Source organism: Intestinirhabdus alba (assembly GCF_009711095.1).
In the GTDB taxonomy this organism is placed as follows: Bacteria; Pseudomonadota; Gammaproteobacteria; order Enterobacterales; family Enterobacteriaceae; genus Intestinirhabdus; species Intestinirhabdus alba.
Map to the genome: position 1 here is coordinate 163,904 of NZ_WMJZ01000004.1, position 14,468 is coordinate 178,371.

Sequence of the window (14,468 nt, forward strand, 5' to 3'; positions counted from 1 at the left end):
CACCGCCTGCCCCCTCAAATTTTTACGCACGGTGATTTTTTTGAAAATAAAACAGACAGGAAAACAGTAAGTTATGGCAAGACCACCCAAACCGCCCGCCTACCTTGATGAAATCGCGGCGCAGCAGTGGAAAGCAAAGGCGAAGCAGCTGGCGGAGCGCGGGGATCTGACGCCTGCCGACTGGAACAACCTTGAGCTATATTGCGTCAATTACTCGATGTACCGCAAAGCCGTGGAAGACCTTGCCACGCGGGGATTTAGCATAGTGAACAGCCAGGGCGGTGAGAGCCGTAACCCGGCACTGAGCGCAAAATCGGATGCCGAAAAAATTCTCATAAAAATGTCGTCGCTACTGGGCTTTGATCCGGTAAGCCGCCGCCGCAATCCGGTAGAAACGGAAGAGGAGGACGAGCTTGACCGTCTGGAATGATTACGCAAACGCCATTAAATCGGGTGAAATTCCGGCCTGTAAGCGCGTAAAACAGGCCGTAGAGAGGTACTTTTCAGACCTGAATGACCCCCGTTATGAGTTCGATACGGCGACCGTGGAGCGGTTTATTGCCTTCTCCCGGCTCTGTCCACACGTCAAAGGCCCGCTGCGGGGCCAGCCTATCGAGCTTGAGCCCTGGCAGCAGTTCGCCTTTGCTAACCTGCTGGGCTTTAAGGTCAGGGAGTCAGGCCGCCGGAAGTACAGCAGTGCCTTTATTGAAGTGCCGCGCAAGAATGCAAAATCCACCGTGGCCGCCATGCTGGCTAACTGGTTTCTGGTAATGGAGAAGGGCCAGCAGGATATCTACACGGCGGCGGTAAGCCGGGATCAGGCCCGAATCGTGTTCGACGATGCCCGCCAGATGTGCCTGCTGTCAAAACCGCTGAAAAAGCGCGTCAATATCCAGGCGCATAAGGTCATTTTCCCGAAGAGCAACAGCCTGTTAAAGCCGCTGGCGGCGAAAGCGGCCACCATTGAGGGGACTAACCCCAGCCTGGCAATTGTCGATGAATACCACCTTCACCCGGATAACGGCGTTTATTCCGCGCTTGAGCTGGGTATGGGCGCACGTCCTGAGGCGATTCTGTTCGCCATCACGACCGCCGGGAGTAACGTTGTCTCCGCCTGTAAACAGCATTACGACTACTGCTGCCAGATTCTTGCCGGGGAAGAGAGCAACGATTCGCTGTTTGTCCTGATCTACGAGCTGGACGACGAAAGCGAGGTTGAGCAGCCTGAAATGTGGATCAAGGCCAACCCTAACCTGCATGTGTCCGTTGACGCGGCGAAACTGGAGTCCACCATCCAGAAAGCGCGGGGCATACCGTCGCAGTGGGTGGAGATGCTGACCAAGCGTTTCAATATCTGGTGTCAGGGCTCCACGCCGTGGATGGGTGCCGGGGCATGGGATGCCTGTGCGCTCGACTATACCGAAGACGATCTGGCCGGAATGGAGTGTTATGCCGGGTTTGACCTGTCCTCTACCAGCGACATCACCAGCGTAAGCTATGCGTTCCCGTTAGACAGGGAGATCAGACTCCTTACCCGTCATTATCTGCCGGAAGCGCAGCTACTTAACGTCGCCAACAAAAACCGCGCCATCTACCGACAGTGGGTAAAAGCGGGATGGATACGCACCACACCCGGCGACTGCATCGACTATGACCGCATCCGTGACGATATTCTGCGCGACGCTGAAACCTTCAATATCCGGCTGGTGGGTTTCGATACGTGGAACGCCACGCACCTGCGCACCCAGTTACAGGGAGCAGGGCTTGATGTGGAGCCTTTCCCGCAAACCTATCTCAAGTTCAGTCCGGTGGCGAAATCCTTTGAGGTGTTCGTTAACCGTAAGGTAGTGCGCCATCGCGGCGATCCTGTTTTGTCCTGGGCGATTGGTAACGTGGTGATGGAGACGGATGCCAACGCCAACATTAAGCCCAATAAAAAGAAATCCTCTAACAAGATAGACCCTGCGGTATCTGCGCTGATGGCGTTCGGCACCTTCCAGGCTGAGCATGAGGATTTTGCTTTCGATATGAGCGACAGCCACAAACAACGGCTGGCGACATTTAACGGTATCTGACTGGAGTAAAACTATGAATACAGCAAACCATGAAACCATGAGCACGATCCTTCTGAGCGGCTCGCTGGCTAAACTTTTTGGCCGTACTCACCAGCGGCTTATTGGCCCGACACGTGAGGCGTTTACTGCGTTATCCGCCACCATTCCCGGCTTTCAGAAATTCATGAATACCAGCAAAGCCCGAGGACTTACGTTCGCTGTATTCGTGGACAAAAAGAACGTAACTCAGGATGATCTCGATTTTCCGAACGGCAACAGGACGATTCGAATTGTTCCCGTCATAATCGGGAGCAAAAAGCAGGGGGTGATGCAAACTATTCTCGGCGCGGTGCTGGTGGCGGCGTCAATCTGGATGCCTGGCATTGGCATTGCAGCCAGTAACATGATGTTTGCTGCTGGTTCAGCAATGGCAGTAGGCGGTGTAATGCAAATGATATCTCCGCAGGTGCAAGGCCTTGCCAGCAAGCAAAGTGCCGATAATAAAGCCTCGTATGCGTTTGGAGGTGTCACCAACACTGCCGCCCAAGGCTACCCGGTACCGTTGCTTTACGGTAAGCGCCGAATTGGTGGTGCAATCATTTCTGCCGGGATTTACGTCGAAGACCAGCTGTAAGTATGCATGATGAAGCGAGAGACTATCGAGGCGGTAATAACAGAAATGGCCAGTCTGCAAGGCCATGAACTTAACGGGCGTGATCGTCTTATGGTGCGCAATCGCGTTGCCGCTTGCCTGGCTGCGAAAGAACGTCACCGGCAAAGGATGGATGCCGAACCGTATCAATGGAGAAAGCCGGAACGGGTACGCCGTTGATCGTTATGAGATGCTCTACGTAACACCTTTAAATTGTGTGTACACAAGGGTGTACCCATTGAAAAAATCAAAAATAAAATAATATTATAAATCATGATGATAAATATGATACTCAATGAGCAGATTCAGGTTTCACGCGATCTCGCGTAGTCTCACTAAGTCTTATCAGGATAAAAAGGCCATTGTACATTAATGGCCTGAGACTGATGACAAACCCCAGGCCGAACTCGTTCGGCCATAATCACCACAAAAATAAACAAGGAAAAGCAATTCATTGATTTTCGGCTGCTAACCACAAAGAGGGAAAAACCACGTTTTTTCCCTCTTTGTCATCAACCTGAGGCCATTGTAAATTAATGGCCTTTTTCTTTTTACAGAGTCTCATGAGGCATCGCTACAGCGCGTGTTTGTGTATAGTGGTTCCAGCGCCAGCAGACAATCCTGCCATATGTTTTGTTAACGATGGGCTGTCGCAATCACTCAGGCAGGCAAAGCGCAGGGTTTTCGGCATCGAACTCTTTCTCAAGATAAAAACAGAGTTGTACCAATGAGGCCAGATTGAGCTTATAGCGGATCTTGGTCGCGTAGGCGTAAATTGATTTCTCAGTAACTGAGATATATTTTGCAATATCAGATACCGTGTATCCTTTCGCCAGGAGAATCGTCACTCTAAGGGCCATCGGAGATAAGGTTGATACATAATAGCTAAGCGAACAGATTCCGATAACTTCATCAATATTACTTTTACTCATAAAAAAGCGGCTCAGCTTGTTCTTCCAGAGCAGTAAAGACGCCTCAATGTTAATGCAGTATTTTGCATCCAGCGGGAGAAAATTACGCCTGGTATTGATAAACAAGACGTTTGCCGCTGGATAGATTTTTTTGATTAAAAGAAGTTTATGTTGCAAAACAGATAAGGTCTGAAATTTATGGCTTTCAATCACAAAAATAGCTTCACCAATATAAGTTCCCCACGTAATTTTATGAAGCAGATACTCAATCGATAGTTTACAAAAAGCATTATCCCCTATATAAAAGAAGTTCCTCACGATCATACTCCACCTCTCACTCTAAAAGACACCACCCTCAGCTATAAAGTTAAAACATCACATTAAACAATGTCCTCATAAATACAATAACAACTCTCAAAAAAACTCATTGGAATAAAAATACAAATTTATAAATATTATTCAGAAAAATACATAAATCACGCCCTGTTTAGTATAAGTGTATCTACATTATAGATCTTAGTTTTATATTTATCGGCAAAATATAAATTTATAAAAATTCTCACTAAGAAGTTTAGTGAAAATAAAAAGAGAAAAAGAGAGTAAAACACTTTCTTTTCTTATAAGACCTGGTTTATATTCGCGGTAACTATTATATAGTGCTAACTGACTGGCCTCATACGCTTATTTGGGTAGTATGTAAACAGGAACTGGAGTTTAGCAAATGAGCGATGAAAATATATTTTTCTCTTTAGATCAAGGAGTTAGATTCCTCCCGGAGTTACGATGCATTATCACAGCCACAGGCAGCACAATCAGCTTGTCAGAAAATAGCTATCGCTTCTTGTTACTGCTCTTGCAGGGTGAAACCGATAAGCAGAATATCATAAACCAGGTCTGGCGAGAACAGCGCGGCTCGGTAAGTGATAGCAGCTATTATGGTCAAATTTATATGCTAAGAAAGGCTCTCGATATGGCTGGTTTGCCCGGTTCGCTAATCAAAACTATCCCACGCAAGGGCGTTAAATATATGGGAAAAATTGAAAAGCATAGTAGCGACATTAGCAAGAATACAGAAGTTCGGAGCGCTGATATCCATATGTTTGAGCTTGAGGAACGCTTATCAGATTCAACCGAAGGCGAGTTACAGACGCTGATAGATCACGACGATACTCATATAGAATGGTACAAAACAAAACAATGGAATCTTTTTATAAGTATCCTTGCCGCTTTAGCGATGTGCTGGTTAATAACGTTGATTGTGATGCTCTTTATACTTCTTCATTGAGAAAATCTGATAGTAACTATGATACGAATGAGGACAAAAATTTAAAATACGGCAACTATAGCGACGTCTCAGAGCAACTGAGACATTAAATTACAGACAATTAATCATCCGCAAGTAGCCTAATGAAACACGGGATACTGGGTTACATATATCATTGAAAGGAAAAACATGAATAACTTAATTACCAAATGCTATGTTGCGACTCTCATTCGTCTTGAGCAGTTTGGAAAGGATCGTCGCGGCGTAACGGCAATTGAATATGCCCTGATTGGGGTCGCAATGGCTACCCTGCTGGCCTATATTTTAGGCGATCAAAACAGCGGCTTCCTGGGCGAACTGAAAAAAGCCTTTGATGCAATTGCGCAGGCGATTTCTCAGGTAACGATCTCTTCGTCGAATCCATAATAAAACGATTACTCTCTAGAGGCTGTAAGGGCGTAATGGATTATGTTCTTACAGCATTTATGATTTCTATAAACGGCAGGCTGGAAAGATAATGGCGACATGGGTGCTAAGAATTGATTTTTTATTGATAACTCTACTCCTCGTATTTATTGCGTGGGAGGATATTCTGCTGCGCCTCATTTCACATCGAACCCTGTTGATACTGCTCGGCCTCCTGATCCCTTTTATATTATTACAGCATAAAATGCCTAACTTTGCTGCTGCGGGAACGGTGCTGCTCTCTGGTTTTTTATTTTTTTCGCTTGGCGCTATCGGCGGCGGTGACGTAAAGCTGCTGACCGTTCTTTCGCTGTCAATGAATAGCCATATTCTGGTTAATTTCTTTATTACGATGGCTTTTTGGGGAGGATTTGTCGTATTGATCGGCCTTATTTTTTTTCGTACCGCTATACGCCAAAGCGGTGTGCCTTATGCCGTACCGATTTCATTGGCTTTTCTTTTTACATATCCTATATCCCTGCTCACTTTTTGAACTTAAAAGGACAGAATGAATGAATCATAGAATGCTTTTTTTTCTTTCAATTATTGTGATAGCTGTTGGGGTTATAGGCATTATTACTCAAAAGAATACTGCAACACCTCATGAAACCTCAATCAAACAAACAAAGGCTGCAAAAAAGACCATTGTTATCGCTGAGGCAACGCACAGCCTTACTCCCAGAGAGATCTTACGGGCAGAAGACTATAAATTAAGAACAATCGAGATCGATGATAATCAAAAAGATATTCGCGACATTTCTTTATTAGGTACAAAGAATCTCACAGGTTATCTGGTACGCAACAATATATCTCAGGATTCATCTATTTTGCCCACGTTCATTGAGGCACCGACCAGTAAAACGTTTGTAATTCATAGCCTGAAAGCGGATGAACTGCCCTATGGATATCAGGTAGGCGAGGACGATGCCTATCTCCTCTCCTCACTCGCAGTCGGCGATCGCGTCTCCTTATATATCAGACTCATTGAAGTTGAAAAAGATAAGAAAGATAAAATTGGCCTTGTTCCTGAAGGGAGTATTAATCCAGACGCTCAGATGAAAAAATATACGCTGAACAGAATCTCCGACCCCATAAGTATTTTGCAAGTCAATGAACAAAAGAAACTGTCAACCGCAGGTCGCGCGTACGGACAAAAAAATATAGTAGGTACGATAGTGCTGCGTATGAATCGAAAACAATTAGCAAACCTGCGCGTAGTTGAAAAAGCCGGGGACATTTTGCTGTTTCCCGTTACCCGCGATCAAGACAACGTAACGGTAAAAATGGATGAAGTTTTACCCCAACTCCGCTCCGTTAAAGAATTGAGAGGTGGCAAGTGATTAAGCATTCCGGCTCAAAATTGCTCATTTTATTTCAACGATATCGGAATCTGCGTATCACTATCCGATTCCTGCTTTGGGTCATCGGATTAAGCTTCTGCGCGAATGCGTTCGCAGCAGAGCTGTATATGAATACGGGCGATTCCGAAGTCATCCAGACGCAGGGCGATATTGATACCGTGTTTATTTCAGCACCTGAAGTTGCTGATTATGAAATCATCAGCAATCGCAGCGTGATGGTTTACGCGCGCGATCCTGGACGTACCGACCTGATTGCATTTGATAAAAATGGCGATCGGCTTATTAAGAGTACAATTATCGTTGACCCGACGCTTAGCGCCGTCCAGAAGCAAATTGCGCAGATCTCTCCTGACAGCCATGTTTCGATTCAGAAAATGGGCGAAACTTATATTATCAGCGGCACCGTTCCCACAGAGGATGACCGGGACAGGATCTATCAGCTCGTAGGCGAAGGAACCGGCGCTAAAAAGGTCGTCAATAAAAAACAGATCGCCTCGTTAGGAGGCTCCGGCGGTGGAAGCGACAGCGGTGGGGGACAAAATAACAGCGCCTCGTGGCTTGATGAAGTTATCTATGAAAACGTCATTAATAAACTTCAGCTGCCCGTCACTAATCAGGTTAACGTCAAACTCTCTGTGGTTGAGGTGACGAAGACATTTACCGACAACGTGGGTATCGACTGGGGTTCCGTTGGGGCCTCGCCGGGCACGTTCCGCTTTATCAAGTTTGATGCCGATACGCTCACCGGGCTGGTACATGCCATCAGTAATGATTCCGTTGCCAGAGTATTAGCCGAACCCAATCTTTCCGTCCTCTCCGGTGAAACCGCAGAGTTTCTCGTCGGCGGCGAAGTTCCCGTGGTGACCAGCTCAGGCAATAACGGCACCAACGTCCAGTATAAGGAGTTCGGCATTAAGCTGAACGTGGGTGCCAAGGTGAACAGCACCAAAAAAATTCGCATTACCCTCGGCGAAGAGGTAAGCAATGTGGATGATAAATTCGATACCACAAGCGGCGATAGCTTCCCCACCTTCCAGACGCGGCGGGCGCGCACGACCGTAGAGCTTGCCGACGGCGAAAGTTTCCTGCTGGGCGGTTTAATCAGTAATAACGAGCGAGAGGCGCTGGCCAAAATCCCCTTTATTGGCGATGTCCCCATCCTCGGCGCGTTATTTCGCAATGCCACCACCGAACGCACCCGCGGCGAACTGATGGTCGTCGCGACGGTAAACCTGGTGAAGCCGGTTGGTATTCATGACGTCGTGATCCCTGATTTTCAGCGGACGTCGACCTGGGCGCGTTTTCTCAACTTTAGCAATATTAGCGATTCTCACAACCGCAAACAGGCCCTGGATTTTATGGAGCAGGGAGGGTTTATCAAATGAGTTTACCTAACAAAATATTCAGTACATTATTGTGCGTGATGCTGTTTATTCCCGGCCTGTGCCGTGCAGAAACCTATGGTCAACCTGAAATACGCGAACAACAATTTACTTTAAACGATCCAGGAAAAATAGAAACTGAAGTTCTGGTGGGAGAACTTTTATCCAAAGTAAATGCAAACTTTACGGGCACCATAAAGATATACTGGGCTAATGATGAATTCTCAGATATAAGCAAAATCTTGCGCCAACGATTAATAACCGGAGGCGTTGCGCCTGAGCGGATCCAGATTGAGTATGCCAGCGGAGGTTTTACAAACAACGCGGTCAATGGCATCAAAGTTATCATTCAGGAAATAATTCTCCGGCTACCTGAATGTAGTTACCGCGCTCAGCGTTATAACTTTGATTACCATGATGAGATGGGCTGTGCCATTAATAATACACGTAGCTCCTCAATAATTAATCCCTATCATTTTAATTTTTAAGGCTTAACAGTAATGTTACTCTTTCCGCAAAAAGACGATAAGAATATTGTTCAAGAGAGAATATTCTTAGTGTACTCCGCAAGGGAGAGCGTTAATACATCGCTGAGCGAGATGCTGCGCACGGCGGGTTTTAGCGACGTTGGCTCATTTTCGCAGGATCTGATGACTCATAGCGAACTCTCGCTTCCGGCTAACGCTGCCGGCGTTATCTTCGATATTGGTCAATGTGTCGATCCAGAGGCTGTGATTACCCGAATCCAGACGGTTATTCCCCGCGATATCTGGTGCTGTGTCGTCGGCGACAGCGACTCTATTACGCTCGCTCAATCTTTTTCCCGTCAGGGCATCTTCTACTTCAACCTGAAGGCGCAGTCAGAAGCGCTGATCGCCGCGGCAACAGCCGGCACATTGGCACACTCTCCGCGTAATACGGTCTGTATCAGCGTACTCGGCTGTAAAGGCGGTATCGGCAATACACAAATTGCCTGGCAGCTGGCGCAGCAAATGGTCCAACGCCGATCGATGCCAACCCTGTTTATTCAGGGGCTGACGGGTTCACACGATCTGGATCTGCTTATAGGTAAAAAACTGGTACAGGATATCACCCCGGTCAATAAGCACCTGGATGCCATGCAGCTGGATGCGGAAAGCCTGCCCGACCTCAAGCAAAATACCTACGATAAGTACAATTTTGTGCTATTCGAAGAGACGATTAACGCTTCCAGCAAAGAAACGCTGCGCCAGCTGGTCGAAAATACAACCTGCCTGATCCTCGTCCTCGACAGATCGATGGCATCGGTGCGTATTGTGCACACCATAACAGGCATTCTCGACTCGCTGAACCGTTCTCAGTCCACGCCGCGGCGGTTGATCCTGTGCCTTAGCGACAGCCGTCCCGTTATGCCGGGCATGTTAAGCATTGAGGAGCTGCAATCCCTGCTCGAACGCCAGTTAGATATCGTCTTTCCCTATAAAAAATCGACCGGCCTGCCGGCCTTTAAGCTGCGCAAGAGCTTATCGCCTATTGATTTACTTACTCAACGTGTATTAGGCGCTCCCGCGCCAGCTTCTTCACGTTTTCTCATCCGCCTGACTCAGAAATCGTAACGATAAATGGATATGAATACCGCTCTGCAAGAAAAAATTCGTGATGATGTTCTTAAGACCATTGAGATTAACAAGATCGAGGGGCTTATTAACGATCGTTCACTGCTGCTGATTGAAATGGGCCGACTGATCGAAAAGGTTATTGAGCAGCAAAATATTTATTTGAACAGCCATGCCCAACGCCAGATGGCTGAAATTATGGCCGATGAAATTATCGGTTATGGTCCGCTCAGACCTCTGCTGGAGGATGATAGCGTCAATGATATTTTGGTTAACGGGCCTTATAAAATATTTATCGAACGCCGCGGTAAGCTGGAGCTGACCGAGCAGAAATTTATTAACAACGCCCAATTAACGGATATTGCGAAACGTCTCGTCCAGCGGGTAGGTCGCCGGCTGGATGAAGGACAACCGCTGGTCGACGCCCGTCTGCCTGACGGCAGCCGACTGAACGTGGCGATTCCTCCTGTCTCTCTGGACGGCACGGCAATATCCATTCGAAAATTTGGTAAAAGTAATATTGAGCTGCAGGATCTCATTCACTTTGGCGCGCTAAGCGGCCAGATGGCAAACTTCCTGATCATCGCCGCCCGCGTGCGTCTTAATATTATTATCTCCGGCGGGACCGGCTCCGGGAAAACAACGCTGCTTAACGCTCTGTCCAAATATATCGATCCTACCGAGCGTATTATTACCATGGAGGACGCCGCCGAGCTACGGCTGATGCAGCCCCACGTCCTGCGTATGGAAACACGGCTGGCCGGCGTAGAAAATACCGGGCAAATCACCATGCGCTCATTACTCATTAACTCATTGCGTATGCGTCCTGACCGTATCATCGTTGGGGAATGTCGCGGCGAAGAAGCGTTTGAAATGCTCCAGGCGATGAATACCGGCCATGACGGCTCCATGTCAACGCTTCACGCCAACAGCCCGCGAGACGCCATTTCTCGTCTTGAGAATATGGTCATGATGGCCGGGATGAATATTCCTATGGAATCCATCAGGCGTAATATCGTTTCCGCGATTAATATCGTCGTTCAGGTTTCGAGACTTAATGATGGTAGCCGTAAAATAATGAACATTAGTGAGGTTATGGGCATTGAAGGCGATCGCGTCATCCTGCAAGATATTTTCTCATTCGCCAGCCAGAGCGAACGCGGTGAGGATGGTAAAATCAAAGGAGATTTTATCAATCACGGTATTCTGATGCGTTCCGCAGTTATGCATAACGCGGTTATGTTTGATCTTGTCGATGAGCTTAAGCAGATATTTGGCTTGAAGGAGTGATCTATGTTCTACATCATCATTTCTATTGGTGCCGCACTATTGATAATGAACTATCTGCGGTGGCACAAAATAATTCGCAGCGTAGCGTCAGAAACCTCATTAAAAAAAGATTTTCTCCCCTATGTCTATGCCAGAGCGTACTGGAACGAGTGGCAACAGTACGCTTTTGGCGACTACAGCCTTAAAGGGATGAAAGGGGCGATTATCACTGCGGTTCTCATTGTGGCTTTACTGGTCGTCAACGGTAACTGGTTTAAGTTTAACTGGCCAATGTTCTTAGTCATGCTAATGGCGAGCGCATTTATTCTGCAGATCAGAATTGGCAGAAGTCTTCGTCGAAGGTATTTCGAAGCAAGTTTTCCGGAAGTGTTATCAGTAATGAACTCCGCAGTCTCAGCAGGCAACAGTATTCATCAGGCGCTCCACCGATGCGGTTCCGGTATTGATGGCGATATCGGCCTGGTATTTAAACGCATTAATCAGCGGCTTAATCTCGGCGAGGAGCCTGAACGTGTTTTTAACGACGCCTGGAAAGAGTATCAATACCGTGAATTTTACTTTTTTAATATTGTTATGCTGGTCAGTATGCAGCTGGGAGGACAACTTCGGGTTCTGATTGGACGCCTGTCAAGGATTATTACAAACAGTAAAAATATGGCCCGCAGAAAAGCCGCGCTGACGTCCGAAGCGCGAACCTCGGCAAAGATTGTCGCAGCGATTCCGCTACTATTTTTTTGTGGCATGAAGTATTTTAGTCCGGAAAATTTTGATTTTATTATTCACGACAGCATTGGCAGGTTAATTCTTTACTATGTCATCGCCAGCGAGCTTATAGGCATGGCGATTATCTGGTATCTACTCAGAAAGGCAACCTGATGAATTTATTTTATTTGAGTCTGCTATTATTGGGCGTCATTCTTATTGCTCTGGCTGTTCGCCAGCTGCTGCTGTGGAAGAAAAATCAGCAGTTTATTTCTTCAGAAACGAATGATTCCCAGGTTATCCAGACGCAGTTGGACTACCGGGAGATGATTATCGATAACAGCCAATGGTTGCGGTTTCTTCGACGGCTTGATGAAGATTTAACGTTGAAGCTGCGCATTTGCGCCTTTTTTGCTGGCGGCCTGCTGGTGGGCAGCTTTACCCATTTACTGTCGATTAGTCTGCCCTCTGTCGCCGTATGTACCATGCTGTTTCTGGTTGCGATAATTGTTCTGCCGGCCCTGCTGACAGGACCGGTAATCAAAACAAAAATCAAGCTTATGCTGGATGCGCTGCCCTATTTCGTTGACCTGACTGCGGTATGCGTACAGGCAGGGATGACCGTTGAAAGCGCCATAAAATTTATTGCCGAAAGATCGGATGAACTGGATATTAACCTGGGCAGCCTGATGCGTCATTTAATAAAACGCGCGGAGGTAAGCGGCCTTGAAGATGCGTTAATGGAAATATATCGCTCCATGGATCAAACGGAATTACGCATGTTCTGTTCGACCCTGCAGCAGAGCGTCCATTACGGAACCTCCCTGTATGAAAATTTAATGGAGCTATCAAAAGATATTCGCATGATGCAGCTTCTGGAATCAGAAGAAAAAATCGGCAAGCTGTCCGCGAAAATGAGCGTACCGCTGATCCTGTTTATTATGTTTCCTATCACCATATTAATTGCCGCACCGGGTATTTTGAGGATAATGAAAAATGCGATTTTTTAAAGCAGGCTGTATAATTGTACTTTGCTCCACGGTACTCATCGGATGCGCTGCCCGGGCTCCCGCGACGACGGCCGAAATGAACTACCGGGAAGATATCCTACTTAAAGCTAAAAATTATAGCGGCTTAATCAGCCTCTATCGCAGCTGGTTACGCAAGAAGGAGGATCCAGAGGCACGATTAAAATTATCACGCTTTTATTATCAGGCCGGTGACTATAAATCATCCCTCTATTATCTACAGCCCTTATATAAAAAAGCGGATATCCGCGTTTATACTCTGCAGGCGCAAAATATGATTGCTCTTGGCGACTACGCTCCGGCGATCAGAGTGACCGACAGGATACTGCAGACCCAGCCGCAAAGCGCTGAAGCCTATAACCTGAAAGGCATTGCGCTGGCGCTATCCGGAAAATTATCTGAGGCCACCGCGGCGATTGATCAATCACGCACCCTGTTTATTGCCGACGATGTCGCCTTAAATAATCAGGCGATGATCAACCTGCTTGATAAGCGTTACCAGGATGCGGTAGGTATTTTATTACCGCAATATTTGCGCGGCAGAAAACAGGCGCAGTTGCTGCGCAACTTAGTTTTTTCTTTGGTCAAGGTTGGTGATATTCGCTACGCCAGAAGCATTATTCAAAGTGAAAACCTCTCCAGCCATCCGGATGAACTTATTGATGCCCTGGCACGCATCACCGCTACCGGAGAGGATATTAATGCTTAAAACCTCTGCTCGCCTTATCCATCGTCTGCGTCGCTGCCGCAGCGGCGCGGTGACGGTAGAATTTGCTCTGACCGTTATCATATTTATTTTTCTGGTGCTCTTCGTTGCGGAGACAGCGCGCCTGGCCTATATCTCCTCGGTTCTCGATCTGGCCACTTCAGAAGCCGCAAAAGAGGCGAAAAATGCCCCAGCGGATAGCGGCTTACAGGATTATCGCACCCGCTTTGAGACACGTTTACTGAATCAGGGCGGCCACCTCTGGTCATTTCTGACGCGCGCTGATGCGACTGAAATAAACATTTCATTCGCGCCTACGATCGCCGATATGACGGCCAGCGGAGGTCAAACCGCGAACGTTACCAATATGCCCCTTGCCCGCTATCAGGTTAAGTATCACTACCACCCGATGTTTTTTCCCTTCCCCGGCTTTTGGGCTAATAACTTTTTGAATCGTGAGGTGATCTTTGTTCAGGAATATGAACGTTCAAAATTTATGGACTGACCGCAAAGCTGCCGTCGCCGTTGAGTTTGTCCTGATTTCTATCGCGCTATTTTTATTTCTCTTTTTCCTGAGCGATCTGGTGCTGCGCCAGGCGATGATCGGGAAGCTGGACAGGGTTTCTTACTCTGTCTCCGGGGTACTTCGCGAGCGAATTCAGCTTTTTGAGGGGCGGGAGGAGCTTCAGCAAAACGATATTGATGCCGCACTCGGCCTCGCGAAACGCATGTTAAAGGATATGACGGAGAGCGCCGACCTGAGCCAGCTCCAGATGGTGGTTGAGGAGCTGCATTTTGACGATCCTGTTCGCCTGGGAGACACCAGTAAGGTCATCAAAATATATAAAAGCTGGAGAAGCGGCAGCGGTAAGGCCCAATGCTCTCCGCCGCAGCCGCTCAATCAGCTGACGCAGCTAACCCCCAAGGGCAGCTATGGACGCTGGGTGCCTCTGTATCAGGTTACGGTCTGCCTGCCGACGATCAGCTGGTTTACCCGTCTGACCTCCACTGAGCAAACGCCGACAATGTCGTCTTTTGCCATCGTGATGCTGCGCTGA

18 protein-coding genes are annotated in these 14,468 nt (G+C 47.4%); 17 read left to right on the plus strand and 1 reads right to left on the minus strand.

The features are described 5' to 3' along the window. Window positions 1-73: 73 nt before the first annotated feature. From GJV78_RS04660 to GJV78_RS23490, 4 genes are read left to right on the plus strand one after another with little or no spacing between them, the layout of a single operon-like run. Window positions 74-430: a phage terminase small subunit P27 family gene (locus GJV78_RS04660; RefSeq protein ID WP_047351789.1), complete on the plus strand. Its 357-nt coding sequence runs from the start codon at window positions 74-76 to the stop codon at window positions 428-430. Further along, window positions 414-2,075, plus strand: coding sequence for a terminase large subunit (locus GJV78_RS04665; protein WP_155107225.1), 1,662 nt, complete (start codon window positions 414-416; stop codon window positions 2,073-2,075). Before GJV78_RS04660 ends, GJV78_RS04665 begins: the two co-directional genes overlap by 17 nt. A 13-nt stretch (window positions 2,076-2,088) precedes the next feature. Next, window positions 2,089-2,688 (plus strand): tail assembly protein, encoded by a 600-nt coding sequence (locus GJV78_RS04670; protein ID WP_209439230.1) that lies wholly within the window; start codon window positions 2,089-2,091, stop codon window positions 2,686-2,688. A 6-nt stretch (window positions 2,689-2,694) separates the two neighbouring features. Next, window positions 2,695-2,886, plus strand: coding sequence for a hypothetical protein (locus GJV78_RS23490; protein ID WP_230979067.1), 192 nt, complete (start codon window positions 2,695-2,697; stop codon window positions 2,884-2,886). A gap of 476 nt (window positions 2,887-3,362) precedes the next feature. On the opposite strand, the gene GJV78_RS23995 is transcribed toward GJV78_RS23490, so the two are convergent. Beyond that, the gene (locus GJV78_RS23995; RefSeq protein ID WP_209439231.1) at window positions 3,363-3,935 is read right to left on the minus strand and encodes a LuxR C-terminal-related transcriptional regulator; all 573 of its coding nucleotides are present in this window, start codon (window positions 3,933-3,935) and stop codon (window positions 3,363-3,365) included. 403 nt (window positions 3,936-4,338) lie between these two features. On the opposite strand from GJV78_RS23995, the gene GJV78_RS04680 reads away from it, so the two are divergent. From GJV78_RS04680 to tadF, 13 genes are all read left to right on the plus strand, one after another. Beyond that, on the plus strand, window positions 4,339-4,902 hold the full coding sequence (locus tag GJV78_RS04680) for a winged helix-turn-helix domain-containing protein (protein ID WP_155107227.1): 564 nt from the start codon (window positions 4,339-4,341) through the stop codon (window positions 4,900-4,902). A 168-nt stretch (window positions 4,903-5,070) separates the two neighbouring features. Next, a complete protein-coding gene (locus GJV78_RS04685; RefSeq protein ID WP_155107228.1) occupies window positions 5,071-5,307 on the plus strand; it encodes a Flp family type IVb pilin in 237 nt (78 codons plus the stop codon). 91 nt (window positions 5,308-5,398) lie between these two features. After that, entirely contained in the window at window positions 5,399-5,839 is a 441-nt protein-coding gene (locus tag GJV78_RS04690) for an A24 family peptidase (RefSeq protein ID WP_155107229.1), read from the plus strand. A 19-nt stretch (window positions 5,840-5,858) separates the two neighbouring features. Beyond that, window positions 5,859-6,686: a pilus assembly protein CpaB gene (locus GJV78_RS04695; protein WP_230979068.1), complete on the plus strand. Its 828-nt coding sequence runs from the start codon at window positions 5,859-5,861 to the stop codon at window positions 6,684-6,686. Then, entirely contained in the window at window positions 6,683-8,092 is a 1,410-nt protein-coding gene (locus GJV78_RS04700; RefSeq protein ID WP_330998782.1) for a type II and III secretion system protein family protein, read from the plus strand. Before GJV78_RS04695 ends, GJV78_RS04700 begins: the two co-directional genes overlap by 4 nt. Further along, window positions 8,089-8,577, plus strand: coding sequence for a hypothetical protein (locus tag GJV78_RS04705; protein WP_155107231.1), 489 nt, complete (start codon window positions 8,089-8,091; stop codon window positions 8,575-8,577). Before GJV78_RS04700 ends, GJV78_RS04705 begins: the two co-directional genes overlap by 4 nt. 69 nt (window positions 8,578-8,646) lie before the next feature. Next, the gene (locus tag GJV78_RS04710; protein ID WP_155107232.1) at window positions 8,647-9,684 is read left to right on the plus strand and encodes a tight adherance operon protein; all 1,038 of its coding nucleotides are present in this window, start codon (window positions 8,647-8,649) and stop codon (window positions 9,682-9,684) included. Window positions 9,685-9,690: 6 nt separating this feature from the next. Next, window positions 9,691-10,974, plus strand: a complete 1,284-nt coding sequence (locus tag GJV78_RS04715) for a CpaF family protein (protein ID WP_155107233.1) — start codon at window positions 9,691-9,693, stop codon at window positions 10,972-10,974. A 3-nt stretch (window positions 10,975-10,977) separates the two neighbouring features. Continuing rightward, window positions 10,978-11,850, plus strand: a complete 873-nt coding sequence (locus GJV78_RS04720; RefSeq protein ID WP_155107234.1) for a type II secretion system F family protein — start codon at window positions 10,978-10,980, stop codon at window positions 11,848-11,850. Next, window positions 11,850-12,686 (plus strand): type II secretion system F family protein, encoded by an 837-nt coding sequence (locus GJV78_RS04725; RefSeq protein ID WP_155107235.1) that lies wholly within the window; start codon window positions 11,850-11,852, stop codon window positions 12,684-12,686. The genes GJV78_RS04720 and GJV78_RS04725 overlap by 1 nt, the downstream gene beginning before the upstream one ends. Continuing rightward, window positions 12,673-13,413, plus strand: a complete 741-nt coding sequence (locus GJV78_RS04730; protein WP_155107236.1) for a tetratricopeptide repeat protein — start codon at window positions 12,673-12,675, stop codon at window positions 13,411-13,413. Before GJV78_RS04725 ends, GJV78_RS04730 begins: the two co-directional genes overlap by 14 nt. A gap of 49 nt (window positions 13,414-13,462) precedes the next feature. Further along, window positions 13,463-13,915, plus strand: coding sequence for a TadE/TadG family type IV pilus assembly protein (locus tag GJV78_RS04735; RefSeq protein WP_330998783.1), 453 nt, complete (start codon window positions 13,463-13,465; stop codon window positions 13,913-13,915). Further along, window positions 13,890-14,468, plus strand: coding sequence for a tight adherence pilus pseudopilin TadF (tadF, locus tag GJV78_RS04740; RefSeq protein ID WP_155107237.1), 579 nt, complete (start codon window positions 13,890-13,892; stop codon window positions 14,466-14,468). Before GJV78_RS04735 ends, tadF begins: the two co-directional genes overlap by 26 nt.